The 22,517-nt window shown below is 64.4% G+C and carries 20 protein-coding genes and 1 tRNA gene; 13 read left to right on the forward strand and 8 right to left on the reverse strand.

The window, feature by feature from the left end; all coding sequences use genetic code 11:
- The first annotated feature begins 15 nt into the window (after window positions 1-15).
- The gene (locus tag IVB50_RS37130) at window positions 16-1,218 is read left to right on the forward strand and encodes an FAD-dependent monooxygenase (protein WP_247299779.1); all 1,203 of its coding nucleotides are present in this window, start codon (window positions 16-18) and stop codon (window positions 1,216-1,218) included.
- A gap of 25 nt (window positions 1,219-1,243) precedes the next feature.
- Here IVB50_RS37130 and IVB50_RS37135 read toward each other — a convergent pair whose 3' ends face one another.
- A complete protein-coding gene (locus tag IVB50_RS37135) occupies window positions 1,244-1,675 on the reverse strand; it encodes a twin-arginine translocation pathway signal (RefSeq protein WP_085351108.1) in 432 nt (143 codons plus the stop codon).
- 172 nt (window positions 1,676-1,847) lie between these two features.
- Between IVB50_RS37135 and IVB50_RS37140 the strand changes: the two genes are divergently transcribed.
- Together IVB50_RS37140 and IVB50_RS37145 are read left to right on the forward strand one after the other, a co-directional pair.
- Window positions 1,848-1,936 (forward strand) — tRNA-Leu (locus IVB50_RS37140).
- Between the two features lie 160 nt (window positions 1,937-2,096).
- The gene (locus tag IVB50_RS37145; RefSeq protein ID WP_026232922.1) at window positions 2,097-3,347 is read left to right on the forward strand and encodes a multidrug effflux MFS transporter; all 1,251 of its coding nucleotides are present in this window, start codon (window positions 2,097-2,099) and stop codon (window positions 3,345-3,347) included.
- Window positions 3,348-3,551: 204 nt separating this feature from the next.
- Here IVB50_RS37145 and IVB50_RS37150 read toward each other — a convergent pair whose 3' ends face one another.
- Both IVB50_RS37150 and IVB50_RS37155 read right to left on the reverse strand, forming a co-directional pair.
- Complete coding sequence (locus IVB50_RS37150) at window positions 3,552-5,147, reverse strand: glycosyltransferase family 39 protein (protein ID WP_346771316.1); 1,596 nt, start codon at window positions 5,145-5,147, stop codon at window positions 3,552-3,554.
- 240 nt (window positions 5,148-5,387) lie between these two features.
- The gene (locus tag IVB50_RS37155) at window positions 5,388-6,995 is read right to left on the reverse strand and encodes an ABC transporter substrate-binding protein (protein ID WP_231190580.1); all 1,608 of its coding nucleotides are present in this window, start codon (window positions 6,993-6,995) and stop codon (window positions 5,388-5,390) included.
- Between the two features lie 280 nt (window positions 6,996-7,275).
- Between IVB50_RS37155 and IVB50_RS37160 the strand changes: the two genes are divergently transcribed.
- The 8 genes from IVB50_RS37160 to IVB50_RS37195 all read left to right on the forward strand — a co-directional run bounded on the left by IVB50_RS37160 (window position 7,276) and on the right by IVB50_RS37195 (window position 17,447).
- Window positions 7,276-8,406, forward strand: a complete 1,131-nt coding sequence (locus IVB50_RS37160; RefSeq protein ID WP_085361718.1) for a M20/M25/M40 family metallo-hydrolase — start codon at window positions 7,276-7,278, stop codon at window positions 8,404-8,406.
- 168 nt (window positions 8,407-8,574) lie between these two features.
- Window positions 8,575-9,516, forward strand: a complete 942-nt coding sequence (locus tag IVB50_RS37165; RefSeq protein WP_007602533.1) for an ABC transporter permease — start codon at window positions 8,575-8,577, stop codon at window positions 9,514-9,516.
- Window positions 9,517-9,536: 20 nt separating this feature from the next.
- Window positions 9,537-10,424 (forward strand): ABC transporter permease, encoded by an 888-nt coding sequence (locus IVB50_RS37170; protein ID WP_085351104.1) that lies wholly within the window; start codon window positions 9,537-9,539, stop codon window positions 10,422-10,424.
- A gap of 14 nt (window positions 10,425-10,438) precedes the next feature.
- Entirely contained in the window at window positions 10,439-12,088 is a 1,650-nt protein-coding gene (locus tag IVB50_RS37175) for an ABC transporter ATP-binding protein (protein WP_247299806.1), read from the forward strand.
- Between the two features lie 212 nt (window positions 12,089-12,300).
- Window positions 12,301-13,806, forward strand: a complete 1,506-nt coding sequence (locus tag IVB50_RS37180; protein ID WP_247299781.1) for a M81 family metallopeptidase — start codon at window positions 12,301-12,303, stop codon at window positions 13,804-13,806.
- Between the two features lie 13 nt (window positions 13,807-13,819).
- On the forward strand, window positions 13,820-14,992 hold the full coding sequence (locus IVB50_RS37185) for a M20 aminoacylase family protein (protein ID WP_085351102.1): 1,173 nt from the start codon (window positions 13,820-13,822) through the stop codon (window positions 14,990-14,992).
- Window positions 14,985-16,406: an amidase gene (locus IVB50_RS37190; protein WP_247299782.1), complete on the forward strand. Its 1,422-nt coding sequence runs from the start codon at window positions 14,985-14,987 to the stop codon at window positions 16,404-16,406. Before IVB50_RS37185 ends, IVB50_RS37190 begins: the two co-directional genes overlap by 8 nt.
- 150 nt (window positions 16,407-16,556) lie before the next feature.
- Window positions 16,557-17,447 carry a crotonase/enoyl-CoA hydratase family protein gene (locus IVB50_RS37195; protein ID WP_085351100.1) on the forward strand — a complete coding sequence of 297 codons (891 nt, stop codon included), beginning with the start codon at window positions 16,557-16,559 and terminating at the stop codon, window positions 17,445-17,447.
- Window positions 17,448-17,459: 12 nt separating this feature from the next.
- Here IVB50_RS37195 and IVB50_RS37200 read toward each other — a convergent pair whose 3' ends face one another.
- Together IVB50_RS37200 and IVB50_RS37205 are read right to left on the reverse strand one after the other, a co-directional pair.
- The gene (locus IVB50_RS37200) at window positions 17,460-18,437 is read right to left on the reverse strand and encodes an NADPH:quinone oxidoreductase family protein (RefSeq protein ID WP_247299783.1); all 978 of its coding nucleotides are present in this window, start codon (window positions 18,435-18,437) and stop codon (window positions 17,460-17,462) included.
- The gene (locus IVB50_RS37205; RefSeq protein WP_247299784.1) at window positions 18,437-19,045 is read right to left on the reverse strand and encodes a 2-hydroxychromene-2-carboxylate isomerase; all 609 of its coding nucleotides are present in this window, start codon (window positions 19,043-19,045) and stop codon (window positions 18,437-18,439) included. Before IVB50_RS37205 ends, IVB50_RS37200 begins: the two co-directional genes overlap by 1 nt.
- A gap of 110 nt (window positions 19,046-19,155) precedes the next feature.
- Here IVB50_RS37205 and IVB50_RS37210 point away from each other — a divergent pair, with 110 nt between their 5' ends.
- Together IVB50_RS37210 and IVB50_RS37215 are read left to right on the forward strand one after the other, a co-directional pair.
- Window positions 19,156-20,178, forward strand: a complete 1,023-nt coding sequence (locus IVB50_RS37210; RefSeq protein ID WP_085351098.1) for a methionine synthase — start codon at window positions 19,156-19,158, stop codon at window positions 20,176-20,178.
- A gap of 4 nt (window positions 20,179-20,182) precedes the next feature.
- The gene (locus IVB50_RS37215) at window positions 20,183-20,410 is read left to right on the forward strand and encodes a hypothetical protein (RefSeq protein ID WP_085351097.1); all 228 of its coding nucleotides are present in this window, start codon (window positions 20,183-20,185) and stop codon (window positions 20,408-20,410) included.
- Here IVB50_RS37215 and IVB50_RS37220 read toward each other — a convergent pair.
- From IVB50_RS37220 to IVB50_RS37230, 3 genes are all read right to left on the reverse strand, one after another.
- Window positions 20,407-21,024, reverse strand: a complete 618-nt coding sequence (locus tag IVB50_RS37220) for a hypothetical protein (RefSeq protein WP_026232920.1) — start codon at window positions 21,022-21,024, stop codon at window positions 20,407-20,409. The genes IVB50_RS37215 and IVB50_RS37220 overlap by 4 nt on opposite strands.
- Before the next feature lie 107 nt (window positions 21,025-21,131).
- Window positions 21,132-21,659: a xanthine phosphoribosyltransferase gene (gene gpt / locus IVB50_RS37225; RefSeq protein ID WP_007602504.1), complete on the reverse strand. Its 528-nt coding sequence runs from the start codon at window positions 21,657-21,659 to the stop codon at window positions 21,132-21,134.
- A 36-nt stretch (window positions 21,660-21,695) separates the two neighbouring features.
- Window positions 21,696-22,433 carry a molybdopterin-binding protein gene (locus IVB50_RS37230; RefSeq protein ID WP_018455305.1) on the reverse strand — a complete coding sequence of 246 codons (738 nt, stop codon included), beginning with the start codon at window positions 22,431-22,433 and terminating at the stop codon, window positions 21,696-21,698.
- Between the last annotated feature and the right edge of the window lie 84 nt (window positions 22,434-22,517).

Consider the following 22,517-nt stretch of genomic DNA (forward strand, 5'->3'; position numbering starts at 1 on the left):
TTCGATCGGCCAGGGGTGGCGCTCCCCCGAACGATTGTCATCGCCGGTGCCGGCATCGGTGGACTGACGGCTGCGCTTGCGCTCGCGGCCCGCGGCTTCCGCATCATCGTGCTGGAAAAGGCCGAGCGGCTCGAGGAAGTCGGCGCCGGTCTGCAACTCTCCCCGAACGCCAGCCGCGTGCTGGTCGAGCTCGGCCTCACCGAGCGCCTCAAGTTGCGCGCCGTGATCCCGGAGGCAGTCTCGATCATGAGCGCGCGGGCCGGCGGTGAGCTTTTGCGCATGCCGCTGGGAGAAGCCGCCGCCGAGCGCGCCGGCGCCCCCTATTGGGTGGTGCACCGCGCCGACCTGCAATCCGCCCTCGCCGGCGCAGTTTCCGACCATCCCGATATCGACCTGAAACTCGGCGCGACCTTCGAAGACGTCGCGCCTCACGTGAAGGGGCTGACGGTGGTTCATCGCAGCGGCACGATCCGGCGCAGCGATCTCGCCAGTGCGCTGATCGGCGCCGACGGTATCTGGTCGACGGTGCGCCAGCATCTATTCCCCGAGGTGCAGCCGCGCTTCTCCGGGCTGATTGCCTGGCGCGGTACGCTCGATGCCACGCAACTGCCGAAGGACTACACAGCGCGCCGGGTCCAGCTCTGGATGGGCCCGAATGCCCATCTCGTCGCCTACCCGATCGCGGGCGGACGCCAGATCAACGTGGTCGCGGTGCTGCCGGGCACCTGGAACAGGCCGGGCTGGAGCACGCCCGGCGATCCCCGCGAAGTGCTGGACGCCTTCGCCGCGCCGCGCTGGCCGCCGCCGGCGCGCATGATGCTCGCCACAGTCGACAGCTGGCGGAAATGGGCGCTGTTCGGCGTCCCCGACGACTGCCCCTGGAGCAAAGGCCCGGTCGCGCTGCTCGGCGACGCCGTGCATGCGATGCTGCCGTTTGCGGCCCAGGGCGCCGGCATGGCGATCGAGGACGCCGCAGTGCTCGCGCAGCATTTGAGCCCTGAGATCGCCGAGACCACCGCGGGCATCACGGCAGCGCTGAGACAATACGGCCGGACGCGCCAGGCGCGCGTGCGGCGGGTGCAGCGGACCGCGCGGCAGCAGGGCCGCATCTATCATTTCAGTGGGCCGCTCGCGTTCGCGCGCGATCTTGCGGTCCGCGCCCTCGGCCCGGAACGCATGCTGGCACGGCAGGACTGGATCTACGGCTGGCGGCCCTGACGCGAGGCGCTGATGTCAGGACGTTTCAGCGCACTGCTCTTGTCGATTTCGGGCCAGGCTTGATCGGGCCAGGATTGGCTGCGGGCGCCGCGGCGGCCGGCGTCGCCTCGGGGGGCGTTTCCCGGCACTTGTTGCGGCGCCAAGCGTCATCGGCCATCTGCGCCTGCCCGCGTACTGCGATGTAGTCGTTGCGATAGGCAAGCTCCGACACCACGGCGCCGCCCGCGCCGGTCTGTGCCTTGTCCATCAGCCTCTGCAAATCGCCGGTGCGGTTGGCGATCGACTTGCGCTCGCCTTCGAGCTGCTTGCAATCGTACAATTCGTACTTGGCGGGATCGGCAAAGGCCGGAGCGACCGTCTCGCTCATGCCGGCGCAGCCGGACAGCGCGAAGTCGGCCGCGAGCAGCGCGGCGACCACGCAGCACGGGCGCAGGCGATATTGGATCAAAGCTGACATGCCGGATGAATAGTCCCCGTCGATTGAGAATGCCTAAAGCAACAACAGATGTCCGGATTGAGGCTTTGCCTTGTGCCGCCGGCTCGCCTAAGGAAGAACCACCCCTCCGGCCTGCAAATGCCAATTCCAGACCGCCGGCAAGGGACTTAAGTGGCTGATCTCGTTGGATCAAGCGGGCATGGCGGAATTGGTAGACGCAAGGGACTTAAAATCCCTCGGCGCGCAAGCGCTGTGCCGGTTCGACCCCGGCTGCCCGCACCACGAAAGCTGCGCGGAGGATCCCGCCGCGCGCGGCGGCCGCGAGCGCTGATACCTCATCAATTCCTGTCTGCTCCTGCACCGCCTGCCAGCCATCCCGAAACGTTGCTTGTGCAACGCAGCATTGAAGATAGATAAGGGCCTCAAATCAGAGGTGAGCTTCTTGTCCGACGTCAATGCCGACGACTGGGTGTCCTCGGGACACCGTCCCATGGGTTTCCCCGAATTCGTCATCGTGATCGCGTCGATCATGGCGCTGAATCCGCTTGCGATGGACATGATGCTCCCGGCACTGCCCAATATCGGGTCGGCCTTCAATATCCCCGTCGCCAACCATCTTCAGCTGGTGCTGTCGACCTTCCTGATCGGCTTTGGCGCGGGGCAGTTCGTCATGGGCCCGCTGTCGGATCGCTTTGGCCGCCGCCCGGTGCTGCTCGGCGGGATGGCGGTCTATGCGGTGGCAAGCGTGCTGGCGATTGCGGCGCCGTCGTTCGAGACGCTGCTGCTGGCACGCGCACTGCAGGGTTTCGGTACCTCGGCGACTCGCGTGATCGCGACCTCGATCGTGCGCGACTGTTACGTCGGCCGCCGCATGGCGAGCGTGATGTCGCTTGCGATGATGATCTTCATCGCCGTCCCCGTGATCGCCCCTTCGTTCGGACAGGCGGTGCTGCTGGTGACGCAATGGCGCGGCATCTTCGTCGTGCTGATGCTCTACGGGCTGCTCGCGCTTGCATGGTCCGTGCTGCGGCTTCCGGAGACCCTGCCTGAGAGCGAACGCAGGTCGCTTGCGCCGGCCGACGTGCTCACGGCCTACTGGCAGACCGTGACCCATCGCCAAACCCTCGGCTATGCGCTCGCCGCCGGTAGCGTCATGGGCGCGCTGTTCGCCTACGTATTTTTGGCTCAGCAAGTTTTTGTCGGCATCTATCACCTCGGCCATTATTTTCCGCTCGCCTTCGCCGGGATCGCGGCCGGCACCGCCATTGCCGGCTTTCTCAATGCGCGATTCGTCGGGACCCTCGGCATGCGCGTGATCTCGCACGGCGCGCTGACGCTCTACACCGCGGTGGCGGGAGTGATGCTGCTGACGGAAAGCCTCGCCGCGTTGCCGCTTCCCCTGTTCATGGTGCTCTCGGCGCTGATGATGTTCTCGTTCGGCATGATGGTCGCCAACTTCACTGCACTCGCCATGGAGCCGCAGGGCCACATCGCCGGCACGGCGTCCTCGCTCTACGGCTCGATCACCACGCTGATCGGCATCGCCGTCGGCATGGCCATCGGACAAAGCTTCGACGGCACGTTGCTGCCGTTCTCGGTCGGCTTCTTCGTGTCGTCCCTCGCCGCGCTCGCGATCGTGCTGGTGGTGGAGAGAGGACGGTTGTTCAGGCCGCATCATCGCGCCATCGGCTGAGGAACTCCGTGGCGCTCTCGATGTTGTACTGCAACAATTTGAAAGGGCGCTTCAATGGAACCGAAACACCGTAAAGACCACGACGCTGCGGAACGGGCGGAGACGGAACGCACGCCGTCGAGCGCCGAAAAGACCGCCGTCACCGTGCCATTCGCGAGTGAAGGGCTCGAGCGGGTCCGCGACAGCCACTGCTGAGCAAGACGCCTATTCCGTTGCGCGCCTGCTGGCGCTGAAATCGTCCGCAATGCCTTCGGGTGCCGCGCCGCTTCCACGGGGCGGCACCATCAGCACAAACACTTCCCGCGTGAGACCGGGCCGGCCCCATAGCTGCGCCTGTATGATAAGTTCCCGCCTGATGAAATGCCCGGCGCGCCCGGCCACCGAGTCCATCCACCGGCTGCAGTCATCCTGATCGCGAAAACAGAGCGCGGCCCAGCCGCGCTCCAGCGTCGTCTTGTGCGGCAAGCCCCCGGGATATTGATCCTCGAACGGCCGCACGTGGTGCGGGTGGTCCGGGCTGTAGAAGGCTGTCGCGAAGGCCGGTGAATCGTCGCCGCTGACGGCGGCGAGCGGCTCGTCCGTCAGTTCGCGCCACTCGCGTGTCAATCGGCTCGCCGCCTGCGCGTAGAAATTGCGCCCCTCCTCGTAACCGTGATGGTTGCGATAGACCGCGTGGGTCGGCGCGGCGACGAGGACGGCCGTGAGCGCGACACCGGCCACGACCACGGTGAGGTTGACGGTGTAAAAGCGCTCGATTGAATAATTTGTGCCGCAGACCACGAGAATGGCGAACAGAAACAACCCTTGCAAAGCCCATAGCGACGGCAGATCGGTGCCCATCACGAGCGAGATCAGGACCGGCAGCGCAATCGTGCCGACGGCAACGTAAAAGAGGAGCCGCAGGCCCGGATTCATTGCCGCGAAATCGTCCGGAAACTGCTTCGGCCGCGTGCCGGCGATCAATACCCAGCTGACGGCTGACACACTCATGGCCGCCAACAGGCCCAAAAGGAAGTTCCTGACATCAGCAGCAGAACTCGCCGCAGTGCCGTTGGCATGGTTCAGCGCGTAGGTGAAGGTCGATGCCCCCGTGGTCGCGAGCCAATGAAGATGCGGTGACAGCGCCGCAAGCCCGACGACGACCGAAATCCAGGGCGAGGCGGAAGTGAAATAGGCGCGTCGCGCCGGATGCGCCAGCGCGGCAAACGTGAAGCTCGCGACAAGGAAGATCGAATAATATTTGCCGACCATGGCCAGTGCCGTCGTGCATCCCACGGCAACCGCCCACGACGCCGCTCGGGTCTCGAATGCGCGCAGGAAGCACCAGGTCGCCAGCGGCCAGACCGCCAGCAGCACCGCATTGGCGTTGAAGCGCTGGGCATGGAATTGATAGGCCGGCGTCAGCATCAGGATCAACAGCACCAGGACGCGCTTGTGCCCCCTCACGAATTGCCGCGCGATCCGATCGACGAAGACCAGCGCGAGCCCGGCGTTGGCCATCGCCATCAATTGCAGCGACCAGTCGGTGAGCGGAAAAATGGCGCTCCAGCTCGCGGCAACCCAGCCGGTCAATGGCGGATGCTTGGGATAGCCCCACGCGAAATGCCGCCCCAGCGTCCAGGCCTCCAGCGTATCGGGGTGCAGACCGCTGCCGGCATAGGCGACTGCCAGATAGAGCGTCCAGATCCCGACGAAGCAGGCGACGAGAAGCGGCACGGCCCAGCCCGTCTCGACGCCATCGAGCCAACGCCGGAATGGCCGGCGCCATCGTGCCGGCGCGCGATCGGACCGTTCGGCCATCGCCTGGAATGCAAAATCGATCGGCACTGGAATCAAATGGAGGGAGGAAGATGATGCGCGAGCACGACACATCTAGTTCTGGATCGAAACAAATAGCAATGACCGCAGACTGGGAACGTTGAAAGCATCCGCTTTCTCAGCCGGCGTAAGGTCAACAAAGGACCGAGACTGGCAAAAGAGCGGCGCCGCTGATGACAGCGGCGCCGCATGATGATCCGGACGAAAGGAAGGGCCTTTGCCCTACTCCGACTTGTCGACGTTCCAGAACAGCGGGGTCGCGGGACCGTCGAGCACGCCGGTCAGCGATTTGCGCCAGCCGCTCGGCAGGAGATACTGCCCCAGCGGGATGTAGATCACCTGCTCATAGGCTTCCTTCTGGATGTCAGAGGCGATCTTCTTCTGATCGTCGAGCGAGGCGGCGCGAACGAAGTCGTCCTTGAGCTTTTCGATCTTGGCGTTCTCGGCCCAACCGAACCAGCCCTTCTTGCCTTGGCCGCCGATCGAGAGATTGGCGATCGGGTTGGAGACGTCGGCCGCGACCCAGTTGGTGAAGAACATGTTCCAGCCGCCCTCTTTCGGAGGCTTCTGACTGGCGCGGCGGCTCACCACCGTCTGCCAATCGGTCGCTTGCAGGTCGACCTTGAAGCCGGCCTCGCGCAGCAACTGAGCCGCAACGATCGGCTGCGCCTTCAGCGTCGTGACATCGCCGGGGGCCATGATCACGATCGGGGTGCCGTCATAGCCGGATTCGGCGAGCGCCTTCTTGGCTTCGGCCATGCCGTTGCCCTTCACCAGGGTCTCGGCACCGGCCTCCGTCGCGAACGGCGTATCGCACACGAAGAAGGCGCCACAGACCTTCTGATATTTGGCGTTGCCGACGAGCGCGTCGAGAACGTCCTTCTGGTTTATCGCCAGAAAGGCAGCACGGCGCACTTTGACATTATCGAACGGCGGATAAAGGAAGTTCATCCGGCCGAGCGTCTGGAAACCGAACTTGTTCGAGACCTCGATCGTGATGTCCTTGTTCGCTTCCAGTAACGGGAGCATGTCGTAAGGCAGATTTTCCACGAAGTCGATGTCGCCCGACTGCAACGCGTTCACCGCGGTCTGCGAGTCCGGCATGGTGATCCACTCGACGCGGTCGACCTTCACCACCTTGCCGCCGGAGGTCCAGCTCGACGGCTCCTTGCGCGGCACGTAATCGGTGTTCTTGACATAGACCGCCTTCACGCCCGGCTGGAATTCCGACTGCACGAACTTGAAAGGACCCGAACCGATCTGCTCGGGGATTTGCTTGTCCGGCGGCGTCTCGGCCAGGCGCTTCGGCATCATGAAGGCAACGCGGGAGGACGGCTTGCCGATCGAGTCGAGCACGAGGCCGTAGGGCTCCTTCAGCTTCAGCGTGATGGTCTTGGCATCGGTCGCCTCGATGCTGGCGGTGAAGTCGAGCAGTTTCTGGCCCATGCCATCGACTGCGGCCCAGCGCTTGAGCGAGGCGACGCAGTCCTCCGCCGTCACCGGCGCACCGTCATGCCACTTCAGGCCGTCGCGCAGCGTGAAGGTGTAGGTGAGCTTGTCGTCGGAGATCTTCCAGTCCGCCATCTGCGGCTGGATCTTGAAGTTCGAATCGGGCGCCACGAGCGTGTCGTAGATCATGTAGCCATGGTCGCGCGTGATGTAGGCCGTGGTGAAGATCGGATCGATGATGCGCAGATCCGAATGCATTACCGCCGTGATGGTCTTGCCGGCCGCAAGCACCGGCGAGGCCAGTGCGGTCGAAAGCGCGACGAGCGACAGCGCAAGTTTGGAGGCGAACGCGCGAGGCCCCCGGCGCATCAACTTAAACATAAAAAGTTCTCCTGACGTGAAACTGTTCAAAGGCAGGTTATTGATTGAGCATCCGGTTCGTTCTTTAGGCGAACGAACCTCATGCAATGCCTTTATCTTTTCGAGACTTGCAGACGGTGCCGAGCGCGTCAATCCGGTTTCGCCGCAAGCCCAAGCGGCGCGCACACGGGCTCCACAAGGATCGGTTTGGCTCTACAACACTCTCCGCCTGTCCTGCCCCGCGCCGATGCAATGCGCGTTCCATGTTCCAAAGCCCAAGAGACATTGGAGAGACATTGAGATGAATCCAGCCAATCTTCCCTTCGATTCCGAAGCGATGCTCCAGGGTCTGCGCGGCTGGGTGGAATGCGAAAGCCCGACCTGGGACGCGAGCGCCGTGAACCGCATGCTCGATATCGCAGCGCGGGAGATGGCGATCATGGGTGCGACGATCGAGCGCATCGCCGGTCGCCAGGGCTTTGGCGGCGTGATCCGCGCCCGCTTTCCGCATCCGAAGCAGGGCGAACCGGGCATCCTGATCGCCGGACACATGGATACGGTCCACCCCACAGGCACCATCGAGAAGCTGAAATGGCGCCGCGAGGGTAACAAGTGCTATGGCCCCGGCATCTACGACATGAAGGGCGGCAATTATCTTTCGCTGGAAGCCATCCGACAACTGGCCCGCGCCTCGTTCACGACGCCACTGCCGATCACCGTGCTGTTCACGCCCGACGAGGAAGTCGGCACACCCTCCACGCGCGATATCATCGAGGCGGAAGCCGCGCGCAACAAATACGTGCTGGTGCCGGAGCCCGGCCGCGCCGACAACGGCGTCACCACCGGACGTTACGCCATCGCGCGCTTCAATCTCGAGGCGACCGGCCGTCCCAGCCACGCCGGCGCGACCTTGTCGGCGGGCCGCTCGGCGATTCGCGAGATGGCGCGGCAAATCCTCGCCATCGATGCGATGACGGGCGAAGACTGCACGTTTTCAGTCGGCGTCGTGCACGGGGGTCAATGGGTCAATTGCGTTGCCACGACCGCCACCGGCGAAGCGCTTTCGATGGCCAAGCGCCAGGCTGACCTCGATCGCGGCGTCGAGAGGATGCTGGCGCTCTCCGGTACAACCAATGATGTCACCTTCAAGGTGACGCGCGGCGTGACACGTCCGGTTTGGGAGCCCGATGCCGGCACCATGGCGCTGTATGAAAGGGCGCGCGGGATCGCCAAGTCGCTTGGCGCAGAACTGCCGCATGCGAGCGCCGGCGGCGGCTCCGACGGCAATTTCACGGGCGCAATGGGCATCCCGACTCTCGACGGCCTGGGCGTGCGTGGCGGCAACGGCCACACGCTCGAAGAGTATATCGAGGTTGAAAGTCTGGTCGAACGCGGCCGGCTGATGGCGGGGCTGCTCGCGACTCTGGAGTAACGGCGCGAGCCACATCGCCAAAACCGGGCCAGATCACCGAAACAAGTTGACCGCACTGCAAAAACGGTGGCCCGGATGGCATGGGAATTGCTGAAATGTTAGGCTGGTGGCAGAACCCCAGGCTCCAGCCGCTGTCTCTGATTTGACTCTCATCTGACGGGATCCAACTTGCTCGGATATCTCCTTCGCCGAATTCTCGCCGCCGTGCCTGTGATGGGCGTGGTGGCGCTGTTCGTCTTCCTCCTGCTCCGCCTCACCCCGGGCGATCCCGCCGCGATTCTGGCCGGCGACAACGCCACGCCGGAGCGGCTCGAGCGCATCCGCACCTCGCTCGGGCTCAATGAGCCGCTGATCGTGCAGTTCATCACCTGGCTGAACAAGCTGCTGCATGGCGATCTCGGAACGTCACTCATCTCCAACCTTCCGGTGATGAAGATGATCGGCCAGCGGGTCGAGCCGTCGATCTCGATCGCGCTGTCGACCATCATCCTCGCCGTCATCGTCGCGGTTCCCCTAGGTGTGATCGCGGCGTGGAAGCACGGCACCTGGATCGACCGCTTCGTGATGGGCCTGTCCGTGCTCGGCTTCTCGGTGCCGGTGTTCGTGGTCGGCTACATCCTGATCGAGGTCTTCGCGATCGACCTGCGCTGGGTGCCGGTGCAGGGCTTCCGCAGCATCTCGAACGGGTTTGGGCCGTTCTTCGAGCGCATCATCCTGCCGACCTGTGCGCTGTCCTTCATCTATATCGCGTTGATCGCGCGCATGACGCGCGCGGCGATGCTCGACGTGCTCGGGGAGGACTACGTCCGCACCGCGCGGGCAAAAGGCATCAACGAAGTCGCCGTGATGATGCGGCACGCGCTGCGCAACGCGGCCGTGCCCGTGATCACGGTGATCGGCACCGGCTTTGCGCTTTTGATCTCCGGGGTCGTCGTCACCGAGAGCGTGTTCAACATCCCCGGCATCGGCCGCCTCACGGTGGATGCGGTGCTGGCGCGCGACTATCCGGTGATCCAGGCGATGATCTTGCTGACGTCGCTGATCTATGTCGTCGTCAATCTCCTGATCGACGTCGCCTACACGCTGCTCGATCCCCGGATCCGGTACTAGGGCTAAGGATAACAACAAAAATGTCGGTCGATACCCTTCCCCAGTCCTCCATCCCGATCACGTCGCCGCTGCGACCGCGCCTCGGATTCCTGACCTCGACGCCGATCATCGCGGCGGCGACCATCTGCCTGGTGTTGGTTGTGCTGATCTCGATCCTGGCGCCGTTGATCGCGCCGTATGATCCGATCCAGCTTGCGCCCTCGCAGCGGCTGAAGCCCTCTTCGGCGCAATTCCTGCTCGGCACCGACGCCTATGGCCGCGACCTGCTGTCGCGCGTGATGTATGGCGGACGCATTTCGCTTCTGATCGGCATCGGCTCGGCGATCATGTCGATCGTCATTGGGTTGGCGATCGGCCTCGTCTCCGGCTTCTTCAAGCTGGTCGATTCCGTCATGATGCGGATCATGGACGGCCTGATGGCAATGCCGAGCATCCTGCTGGCAATCGCCGTGGTGTCGCTGTCCGGCGCCAGCCTCTGGACGGTGCTGATCGCGATCACGATCCCCGAAGTTCCGCGCGTGGCACGCCTGGTGCGTTCGGTCGTGCTGTCGGCGCGCGAAGAGCCCTATGTTGAAGCGGCGATCTCGGTCGGCACATCCCTGCCAAAGATCATGTGGCGGCATTTGATGCCGAACACGATCGCACCTCTGATCGTGCAGGGCAGTTACGTCTGCGCGTCCGCGATCCTTACTGAGGCCATCCTCTCCTTCCTCGGCGCCGGCATCTCGCCGGAGACGCCGACCTGGGGCAACATCATGGCCGAGGGCCGTCAGTACTTCCAGCTCAAGCCGACGCTGATCTTCTGGCCGGGCCTGCTGCTCTCGATCGCCATCCTCAGCATCAATTTGATCGGCGACGCCGCCCGCGATGCACTCGATCCGCGCATGAAGCAGCGGGAAGGCAAATGATGACCGATCAAGTGATGACCAGCCCCATCCTCGACATCAACAACCTCGTCGTGTCCGTCGGCAAGAAGCCGAATGCTGCAAACATCCTCGACGGCATCTCGATCCAGGTGCACGAGCGCGAGACGCTGTGCCTTGTCGGCGAAAGCGGCTCAGGCAAGTCGGTGACCTCCCTGACCACGATGGGTCTGCTGCCGAAGGGCACGCTCGTTCCCACCGGCGGCAGCGTCAAGCTGGTCGGCGAGGAGATTCTCACCGCGACCGACCGCCGCCTGCGGCAGCTCCGCGCGACCCGAATGGCGATGATCTTCCAGGAGCCGATGACGGCACTCAATCCGGTGATGCCGGTCGGCCGTCAGATCGACGAAGTCCTGCGCGCGCACACCAAACTCGACGCGAAGGCGCGCAAGAAGCGTATCCTCGACATGATGGAGCAGGTGCGCCTGCCCCAGGTCGAGCGTATCTTTGCCTCCTACCCTCACCGACTCTCCGGCGGTCAGCGCCAGCGCATCATGATCGCGATGGCGCTCGTGCTCGAACCGAAGCTGCTCATTGCGGACGAACCGACCACCGCACTCGACGTCACCACGCAGAAGCAGATCTTGACCCTGATCCGCGACCTCCAGCGCGATCACGGAACCGCCGTGCTGTTCATCACCCACGACATGGGCGTGGTCGCCGAGATCGCCGACCGCGTCGCCGTGATGCGGCAGGGCCGACTGGTCGAGACCGGAACGCTGGATTCCATCCTGCGCAATCCGACCATGGAGTACACCCGCAACCTGCTTTCCGCAGTGCCGAGCCTGGTGCCGCGCGCGGCACGGCTTGAGACCAAGGAACCGGTGGTGCTGGAAGCCAACGAGCTTGGGAAGGTCTACCGCGAGCGCGCGTTCTTCGGTAAAGGCCGCGAAGTCGTCGCTGCCGACAAGGTCACGCTGACGCTGCGCAAGGGCCGCACGCTCGGCATCGTCGGCGAGAGCGGCTCAGGCAAATCGACCGTGGCGCGCTGCATCGTCCGCCTGATCGACCCGACTTCGGGCGGCGTGCGCCTCTCCGGCCGCGAGATCTCGGACATTTCGCGGCGGCTGTTGCAGCCGCATCGGAAGAAGATCCAGATCGTATTCCAGGACCCCTACCGCTCGCTCAACCCGCGCGTCACCGTCGGCGAAAGCATCGCGGAAGGCCCGATCAATTACGGCGTGTCGCATGCCGACGCAACGAAGCGTGCGCGCGAATTGCTCGAGCTGGTCGGCCTGCCCGCCGATGCGGTCGCGCGCTATCCGCACCAGTTCTCCGGCGGCCAGCGTCAGCGCATTGCGATCGCCCGCGCGCTCGCACTCGATCCCGACGTGCTGGTCGCGGACGAGGCGGTCTCCGCCCTCGACGTCTCCGTGCAGGCGCAGGTGCTGGAACTGTTCGACGAGATCCAGCAGCGGCTCGGCATCGCCATCCTGTTCATCACTCACGATCTACGCGTCGCAGCACAGATCTGCGACGAGGTCATGGTGATGCAACACGGCCGCGTCGTCGAGCAGGGTCCGGCCGCCGAAGTGCTGACGCATCCGAAGGAGGCGTACACCAGAGCCTTGCTCGAGGCAGCGCCAGGCCGCGGCTGGGATTTTGCGAACTTCCGGCCGGTGGCCGAGGGCGCGGCGGCCAGCGCCTAGTCTCTCGCCTCGTCATTGCGAGCGCAGCGAAGCAATCCAGACTGTCCCCGCGGAGGGATTCTGGATTGCTTCGCTTCGCTCGCAATGACGGTGGTTGCGACAAGCATTCCCAAAACGGCTTGACGCCATGCGCGGCGCGATTGCTTCCCGGCTTGCTCTCGCCGCAAGCACAGGGCTAACGTCGCGCACTTTCAATTGCTGGACTTGAGTTGATGACACGTATCGCCGTCGGCGGCTTCCTGCACGAGACCAACACCTTCGCTCCGACGAAGGCGACGTTCGCGGACTTCCAGCACGGCGGCGGCTGGCCGGCGATGACGCAAGGTCCCGACGTGCTGAAGGTGATGCGCCGCATCAATGTCGGCCTCGCCGGTTTCGTCGACAGCGCCGAGGCCCACGGCTGGGAACTCATTCCAACGATTGCCTGCGGCGCGAGCCCTTCGGCGCATGTCACCAAGGACGCCTTCGAGCGCATCGTGAAGGTCATGGTCGATGGCATTGCAGCCGCCGGCCCGATCGACGCCGTCTATCTCGATCTGCACGGCGCGATGGTCACGGAACATCTCGACGACGGCGAAGGCGAGATTCTCGCGCGCGTGCGCCGCGTCATCGGCAAGGACATTCCGCTGGTCACCAGCCTCGATCTCCACGCCAACGTCACCCCCGAAATGATTGAGCATGCGGACGCGCTGATCGCCTACCGCACCTATCCCCATGTCGACATGGCCGAGACCGGCCGCGCCTGCGCGCAACATCTCGCATTGCTTCTGAAGACACAGCGGCGTTTCGCAAAGGCCTTCCGGCAATTGCCGTTTCTGATTCCGATCAGCTGGCAGTGCACCAACGACCAGCCGACCAAACGCATCTACGAAAAGCTTGCCGCGCTGGAGAGCGACGCGGTTCCGACGCTGTCCTTTGCCCCCGGCTTCCCCGCCGCCGATTTCCGCGATTGCGGGCCGAGCGTGTTCGCCTATGGCAAGACGCAAGCCGATGCCGACCGCGCGGCGGATGCGATCGTGAAGCTGATCGAAAGCCACGAGGACGATTTCGACGGCAAGATCTGGTCACCTGATGACGGCGTACGCCACGCGATGGAACTCTCGAAGGGCGCCAGCAAGCCGATCATCATCGCCGACACCCAGGACAATCCCGGCGCCGGCGGCGATTCCGACACCACCGGCATGCTACGCGCGCTGGTCCGCAACAAGGCCAGCGCCGCGACCGGCGCGATCTACGATCCGGAATCGGCCAAGGCCGCGCATGCAGCCGGCGCCGGTGCCACCGTGACGCTGTCGCTCGGCGGCAAGTCCGGCATTCCCGGCGACGAGCCCTATCGTGCGACCTTCGTCGTCGAAAAACTTTCGGACGGCCGCTTCATCGCGCCCGGTCCCTACTACGGCGGCCGCGAGATGGAGATGGGCCCGTCGGCCTGCCTTCGCATCGGCGATGTCCGGGTCGTCGTATCCTCGCATAAGGCGCAGCTCGCCGATCAGGCAATGTACCGCTATGTCGGCATCGAGCCGACCGAAGAGAAGATTTTGGTCAACAAGAGCTCGGTGCACTTCCGCGCCGATTTCGAGCCGATCGCAGAAAAGCTGATGATCTGCGCCGCCCCCGGCGCGATGCCCGCGGACACAGCCACGCTGCCATGGACGCGCCTGCGGCCGGGCATCCGCATCAAGCCGAACGGCCCGATTTTCACTCCCTCCTCACGCTAACTGGACAGAACACATGCCCACGATCGACCGCATCGACGGCTATGCCGACGAACTCACTGCTATCAGGCGCGACCTTCACGCCCATCCGGAAATCGGCTTCGAGGAAGTGCGCACCTCCGGAATCGTCGCGGACAAGCTGAAGAGCTGGGGCATCGAGGTGCATCGCGGTCTCGGCGGCACCGGCGTGATCGGAGTCATCAAGGGCAAGGGTTCGAGCGGCAAGCGTATCGGGCTTCGCGCCGACATGGACGCGCTGCCGATGGAGGAGAACACCAATCTGAAATGGAGCTCGAAAATCCCCGGCCGCTTCCACGGCTGTGGCCATGACGGCCACACCACCATGCTGCTCGGCACCGCGCGCTACCTCGCCGAAACCAGGAACTTCGACGGCACCGTGCACCTGATCTTCCAGCCGGCCGAGGAAGGTCTCGGCGGCGCCCGCGCGATGATCAAGGACGGGCTGTTCGAGAAATTTCCCTGCGACGAACTCTACGGCCTGCACAACGCGCCCGACCTCAACCACGGCGAGATCGCGATCCTGCCCGGCCCCGCGATGGCCAGCGCCGACTTCTTCGACCTCCGCATCACTGGCTACGGCGCGCACGGTGCGATGCCCGAACGCTCCAAGGACGCGGTGATCATCGCGACCACGCTGGCGCAGGCGATCCAGACCATCGTCAGCCGCAACGTCGAGCCGCTGCAGGCCGCCGTCGTCTCGATCACGCAGATTCACGCCGGTTCGGCGTACAACGTCATCCCCGGCGAAGCGCATCTTTGCGGCACCATCCGCACTTTCTCGAAAGAAGTCCGCATCCTGATCAGCGAACGCATTCGCACGATCTGCGCCGGCATTGCGAGCGCCTATCAGTGCGTGATCGACGTCGACATCCGCGACACCTTCGATGTGCTGGTCAACCAGGTCGAGCAGTCCAAGGTGGTCGAGGAGGTCGCGCGCACCATCGTCGACCCCGCCAACGTGATCACCCGCGCCCAGCCGAAGATGGGCAGCGAGGATTTCGCCGACATGCTTCAAACCATTCCCGGCGCCTATTTCTGGGTCGGCCACGACGGCTCGGTGCCCGTGCACAATCCCGGCTTCGTGCTCGACGACAAGATCCTGCCGATCGGTGCCAGCATGTTCGCCCGGATCATCGAGACCCGGATGCCGGTGGGTGCCCATGCATAAAAAGGGTGTCGAAGAGGAAGTCACCTCGCTGCACGATCTCTCTGCGGTCGATCTGATCGCGGGCTATCGCGCCAAGCAGTTCTCGCCGAGCGAGGTGCTGGAAGACGTGCTCGCGCACGTCGCCGCGTGGGAGCCGCACCTCAAGGCGCTTTATGCATTCGATCCCGACGGCGCGCGCGAGACCGCGAAGGCCTCGACCGCGCGCTGGTCCGGGGGCGAGCCGTCCGGAGCGCTCGACGGCGTGCCGGTGACGGTGAAGGACAACATCGCGACCAAAGGCGTGCCGGTGCCGCTGGGCGCGGCCAGCGTCAAGCTCGTGCCGGCCGAGAAGGACGCACCGCCCGCCGCGCGCCTGCGCGAAGCCGGCGCGATCATCTTTGCCAAGACCACCATGCCCGATTACGGTATGCTGTCCTCGGGGCTGTCCTCCTTCCACGCGCTCGCCCGCAATCCCTGGGACCTCTCCAAGAACCCCGGCGGCTCCAGCGCCGGCGCGGGCGCCGCTGCGGCGGCTGGCTATGGTCCGCTGCATCTCGGCACCGATATCGGCGGCTCGGTCCGCCTGCCCGCGGGCTGGTGCGGCCTCGTCGGATTGAAGCCGAGCTTTGGCCGCGTGCCGATCGATCCCACCTATGTCGGCCGCGTCGCCGGCCCCATGACCCGCACCGTTGACGATTGCGCGCTGATGATGAGCGTGATCGCAAAACCCGACCGGCGCGACGGCATGAGCCTTCCAGCGGAGCCCCTCAGCTGGAAGGGGCCGGAGAAATCCCCGCGCAAACTGCGCATCGGATTGATGCTCGATCCCGGCGTTGGCCTGGCGCTGGAGAAACCGGGGCGCGAGGTCGCGGTAAAGGCGGCGAAAGCGTTCGAATCCGCAGGCGCCGTCGTCACCGAGGTCGACGGCATCCTCACGCGCGAGATGCTCGACGGGCTCGACAGCTTCTGGCGCGCACGGATGTGGGACGATCTGTCCAAGCTGACGCCCGCCGAACAGGCAAAGGTGCTGCCCTACATTTTCAAGTGGGGCGAGTCCGGCGCGAAGCTCTCGGGCGTCGACGTCATCAGGGGCTTCAACCAGACCATGGCAATCCGCGCTGCGGCATCAAAGCTGTTCTGCGAGCTCGACTATGTGATCTCGCCGACCGCGCCGAACGTGAATTATCCGGCGGAGTGGGCCTCGCCGACCAACGATCCCATGAAGCCGTTCGAACACATTGCCTATACCGTGCCATGGAATATGTCGGAGAATCCGGCGATCTCCATCAACGGCGGCTTCGACGCCAAGGGTTTTCCCATCGGCGTGCAGATCGTCGGCCGCCGCTTCGACGATATCGGCGTGCTTGGCATGGCCAAGGCTTTCGAGAGCCTGCGCGGGCCGCAGAAGCCCTGGCCGAGCCCGCCGGCGAATTAGATACACTCCGTCATGGCCGGGCTTGTTGTTTAGACTGGCCATCCGCGTTCTCTTACTGGCCGCCACATGCCCAGTCCGCGCAAGACGGACGCTGGCGGCTATGCATGACGTCTCTTCGAGACAGAATTCAGGACAGGGAAGGAAACCACCATGGCGTATGAGACGATCAAATACGAGGTCGCCGAGCAGATCCTCACCATCACGCTGAACCGGCCCGACAAGCTCAACGCCTTCAACGCGCAGATGCAAGGAGAGCTGATCGACGCGTTCGACGCCGCCGACAAGGACGACGACGTCCGCGCCATCATCGTCACAGGCGCCGGTCGCGGGTTTTGCGCGGGCGCAGATCTTTCGTCGGGCGCGGACACCTTTGATCGCGACGCGCGTCGCGGACCGGTGAAGCGCTTCGCCGACGGCAAGGTCGACTACAGTGATTCCCAGGTGCGCGACGGCGGTGGCCAGGTGACACTGCGCATCTTCAAATGCCTGAAACCGGTGATTGCCGCGGTCAACGGTCCCGCGGTCGGCATCGGTGTTACCATGCAGCTCGCGATGGACATCCGCATCGCCTCCGATGCGGCGCGCTTCGGCTTCGTGTTCTCCCAGCGCGGCATCGTGCCGGAGGCGGCCTCGAGCTGGTTCCTGCCGCGCATCGTCGGCATCTCGCAGGCGCTGGAATGGTGCTATTCGGGCCGCGTCTTCCCGGCGCAGGAAGCCCTCGCAGGACGTCTCGTCAGCAAGGTCGTGGCCCCCGATGATCTGCTGCCGACCGCCCGCGCGCTCGCCAAGGAATTCGCGGCCAAGACCGCGCCGGTATCGGTGGCGCTGATCCGGCAGATGATGTGGCGCATGATGGGCGCTGACGACCCGATGGAAGCCCACAAGGTCGACAGCCGTGGCATCTACGCCCGCGGCCGCTCCGACGACGTGAAGGAAGGCGTGGTGTCGTTCCTGGAAAAGCGCCCCGCGCAGTTCAAGAACAAGGTATCGAGCGACATGCCGGATTATTTCCCGTGGTGGACTGAGCGGGAGTACAAGTGACCTTGTAGGCGCTTAGTCCATCACCAGCGCCACACGCCCGATCGCCTTGCGGTCGATCAGCAACCGCATCGCCTGCGCAAACTCCTCCAGCGGCAGGCGATGCGAGACGTTAGGGCGCAGCTTGCCCTCTTCCGCCCATGTGAGCAGCGCCCTCAGGCGCACTTCGCCAAGCGCTGGATTTTTCCGCACGGCCTCGCCGGCACGCACGCCGAGCACGCTGGCGCCTTTGATCAGCAAGAGATTGGTTTTCGCCGAGCCGATGCCGCCGGTGAAGCCGATCACCAGCAGCCGTGCGCCCCAGGCGATGCAACGCATCGAGTTTTCGAACACTTCTCCGCCGACGGGATCGAACACGACGTCGGCACCGCGCCCGTCGGTAATACGTTTGACAGCATCACGAAACGGCTCGCGATCGTAGCGCACGAGATGATCGGCGCCGCGCGCCTTGGCGACCGCGAGCTTTTCGTCGCTGGACGCCGTCGCGATCACGGTGGCACCCAGCATCTTGCCGATCTCCACGGCAGCAAGGCCCACGCCACCGCCGGCGCCATGCACCAGCAGCACCTCGCCCGGCGCAACCCGGCCGCGGTCGATCAGCGCGTGATAGGCGGTGCCGTGCCCGGCGAGATAGGTCGCGGCTTCCGCATAGTCGAACGTCGATGGCATCGGGGTGAGCTGCGACGGCGTCACCACGGCTTCATCCGTGAAGGCACCGTGTCGCATCTTGACGATGACCTTGTCGCCGAGGAAGACGCCACTCGCCTCTGCGCCGACCTCGGTCACGTCGCCGGCCGCCTCCATGCCCGGCGTGAACGGCAGCTCCGGCTTGAGCTGGTATTCGCCGGCCGCCATCAGCACGTCGGGAAAATTCAGGCCGGCGGCACGGATCGCGACGCGCACTTCGCCCGGCTTCAGCTCGCGCGACGGAAACTCTTCGAGCTGCAATTTTTCGGGCGCGCCGAGCGCGCGGCAAACGACAGCCCGCACCATCAGGCCGCGCTCGCCTTGCCGCGCAGCAGCGCCTCGCGGATCAACGGCAGGCGGTCATTGCCGAAATACATGTCGGTCTTGCCGAGAAAGATCGTCGGCGAGCCAAAGCCGCCGCGGGCGACGACTTCTTCGGTGTTGGCCTTGAGCTGATCCTTGATCCCCTGCCCCGAAATGCCCGCGAAGAATTTCTGCTCATCGACGCCGACCTTCCTGCAGATCTCCGCGAGCACTGAATCCTGCGAGATGTCCTTGTCCTCGCCCCAATAGGTCTCGAACACCGCCGTGGCGAAAGGCACCGATTCCTGCCCGAGCCAGATGCAGCCGCGCATCGCTTTCACGCTGTTCACCGGAAATACCGTCGGCGGCATCTTGATCGCGAGACTGGCCGAGCGCGACCAGTCGGCAAGGTCCTTTTTCATGTAGCGCGCCTTCAGCGGCACCGGCGTCTCACGCTGCGCGTAGACACTTGGGTTGACCGTATTGAAGATGCCGCCCACCAGGATCGGCCGCCAGATGATCTCCGCGCCAACCTCCCTGGCCAGCGGCTGGATGTTGTGGAAGGCGAGATAGGTCCAGGGGCTGGAACAGTCGAAGAAGAATTCGATCATGGCGTTTCCGGTCCGGCGCCGCCGGTTTCAAGGCGACTTTTGTTGTTCTGTACCTCGACGTTAAGACATGGCAGGAAGGGGCGCAATCATAACCCGCCGAGAGGGCCGCCATGCTGTTTCCAACCACGATCGCCGGCTCCTTGCCGAAGCCGGAATGGCTCGCCGAACCCAACATGCTCTGGGCGCCCTGGAAGTCGCAAGGCGACGAGCTCGTCCGCGCCAAGCGCGATGCGACGATGCTTGCCGTTAAAGTCCAGGAGGACGCCGGGATCGACATCGTCACTGAGGGCGAGCAGGCCCGGCAACATTTCGTCCACGGTTTCCTGGAGAAGATCGAGGGCATCGATTTCGCCCACAAGGTCGAGATGGGTATCCGCAAGGATCGCTACAAGGCGATGGTGCCGCAGGTCGTCGCCCCGCTCCGGCTGAAGAGCCGCGTCCACGCCGACGAGGCGCGTGTCGCCCGCGCGCACACGATGAAGAAGCTGAAATTCACCCTGCCCGGCCCGATGACCATCATCGACACCATTGCCGATCGCTACTATGGCGACCGCGTCAAGATGGCCTTTGCGTTCGCCGAACTGCTGAACGAGGAAGCCAAGGCGCTCCAGGCCGACGGCGTCGATCTCGTGCAGTTCGACGAGCCCGCGTTCAACGTCTACATGGACGAGGTCAACGATTGGGGCATCAAGGCGCTGGAGCGCGCCGCGCAGGGCCTGACCTGTGCCACCGCCGTGCATATTTGCTACGGCTACGGCATCAAGGCCAACACCGACTGGAAGGAAACGCTCGGCGCGCAATGGCGGCAGTACGAGCAGATATTTCCCGCGATCGACGCCAGCCCAATCCAGCAGGTCGCGATCGAGTGCCGCAACTCGAAGGTGCCGCTCGACCTGCTTGCGCTGCTCAAGACCAAGATCGTGCAGGCCGGCGTGATCGACGTCGCCAGCGACACGGTGGAGACGGCCGAGGATGTCGTGCAGGTGATCGACGCGGTGTCGAAATTCGTACCCAAGAGCAACATCATCGCCACCACCAATTGCGGCATGGCGCCGATGCGGCGCGAGATCGCCGAAGCCAAGCTGATGGCGCTCGGCGCCGGTGCCGCGCTGGCACGCGAGAAGCTGGGTTAGGGATGTGATCCGTCTGGCGTTCACCATTGCAACGCTTGCCGCGTTCGCGCTGTCGGCGCGCGCAGAGGATCGTTCCGTGCTTCTCAATTGCAAGGCAATCGTGGAGCGTGCGTCGAAGGATGCGAATGCCGCGAGCGAAGCCGAGCTGACGCGCTGCCGCCAAGTGATCCGCGAATGGGCACTGCGCGATGCGCGGACCACAGTGGATGAGCACGGCAAGCCGCTGCGCTAGCGGCGCGCGGTCCGATGCAGCACAGGTTGATATCCAGCGATGATCGCGCGCAGCGTGGAAGGCGGCGTCAACAGCAACGGGTGATCGAGGGCGCTCGGATGCAGGACGTAGCCCGCGGGTGACCACAGCAGCGCCTTGCCCTGCGCGAGGAGGAAGCAGTCATCGCCCTGTTGCACCATCGCGCCGTCAGGCAATTCCGCGAGCGGCATCGACAGCACATGCAGCCGTTTCTTGCCACGATCGAGCCGCTCCCGATGCAGTACGGCATCCATCGCCTTGGCGCTGATGCCGCGGGCATCGTTGCCCATCTCCCATGCAACGCGAAATCGCTTCGCATCGTCGCGGCGGCAGAAGAAGCAGGGCCGATGGCCGGCGGCAAAAGCCGTGGCCTCGTCGAGGAAGAACAGCTCGGTCCAGCTCCGCCGCGCCATCACCGGCCGACGCCAGCCGCGGAATTCGCACAGGCAGGTGATCCAGGCCGGCGACGACCAGCGCTTTTTCAGCAGCGTCTTCGTCGCGGGATCATGAATGATGCCGCGGTTGCCGGTGAACATGCCGCGGTGCGGTGTCGCGATGATCTCGCCGGTCGGCGTGACGCGGTTTTGCAGGGGCATGGTCGCCTCCACCGGTCATTGCGAGCGAAGCGAAGCAATCCAGAAATGCATCCTCGGAGGTAGCCTGGATTGCTTCGTTGCTTCGCTCCTCGCAATGACGGCGATAATCACGCCGCCCCGTCGCGAAGCGGCGGGTGATAGGACAGCGCGGTGTCCCAGGGGAAGAAGATCCAGGTGTCCTGCGAGACTTCGGTGATGAAGGTATCGACCAGCGGACGTCCCTTCGGCTTGGCGTAGACGGTTGCGAAATGCGCGTCGGGGAGCATCGCGCGCACCAGCTTGCCGGTCTTGCCGGTGTCGACGAGATCGTCGACGATCAGGAGCCCCTTGCCGGTGCCGCCGCCGAGCTTCATCACGTCTTCGGAGATGCCCTTCAGCACTTTAAGGTCGCCCTGCTTGTCGTGGTCGTAGCTGGCGATGCAGACCGTATCGATCACGCGCACGCCAAGCTCGCGCGCCACGATCGCCGCCGGCACAAGCCCGCCGCGGGTGATCGCGATCACCGCATGAAACGGACCAACTTCATTGAGCCGCCAGGTCAGTGCCCGGCAATCCCGGTGGAACTGGTCCCACGACACCGGAAAGGGGCGGCCCGCCCGTTCTTCCGCACTTAGTTCCGGTGCTTCACCAGCCATCGTCGTCTCCTGCTTCGTCTGCCGGCAGCTAGGTTGCTAGCGGGTGATGTTCAATCCCGCCAGCATTTCCTTCACCGCCGCCATTGCGGCTGCGAGCTTGTCCGCATCGCGCGAGCGCACCACCAGATTGGTGTTCGGCTTCTGCTCTTCATCCATGAAGGGATAGCTGCCGATGATGGTGTCGGGATGTTGGGCGGCAATCGCCCGCAGCGGGCTGCCGATGTCGCCTTCCCGCGCATTGGCGCGGACCGATTCGGAGAGCATGCGCACGCCCGATTTCAGCTTGGGCGAGACGATGTCCATCATCGCCTGCATGATCGAGGGCACGCCCGCCATCACGATGACATTGCCGATCTTGAAGCCGGGAGCGAGGATGGTCGCGCTCTGGATCAGCTCGGCACCATCAGGAATGCGGGCCATGCGCAGGCGGGCCTCGTTGAGGTCCTGCTCGCTCCAGCGCTCGCGGAAACGGGCGACCACCTCCGGGTGATGGTCGATGCCGACGCCGAACGCCTTGGCGACGCTATCAGCGGTGATGTCGTCATGGGTCGGCCCGATGCCACCTGTGGTGAAGACATAGGTGTAGCGATGCCGCAGTGCATCCAACGCGGCAATGATGTCGGACTCGTCGTCGGAGACGACCCGGACCTCCTTCAGGTCGATGCCGATATTGGTCAGGTATTCGGCGATGAAGCCGATGTTCTTGTCCTTGGTCCGGCCGGACAGGATTTCGTCCCCAATGACCAGAATACCCGCCGTGACGATCTCGCTCATACCTCAAGTCCCTCACCTATCGGCCCGACTTTGCCGAGGTAACGCGTTGAAGTCACGCGGTTTTGCTGCCGAAATAAGCAGTCC

The organism is Bradyrhizobium sp. 87 (assembly GCF_023073015.1).
In the GTDB taxonomy this organism is placed as follows: Bacteria; Pseudomonadota; Alphaproteobacteria; order Rhizobiales; family Xanthobacteraceae; genus Bradyrhizobium; species Bradyrhizobium canariense_D.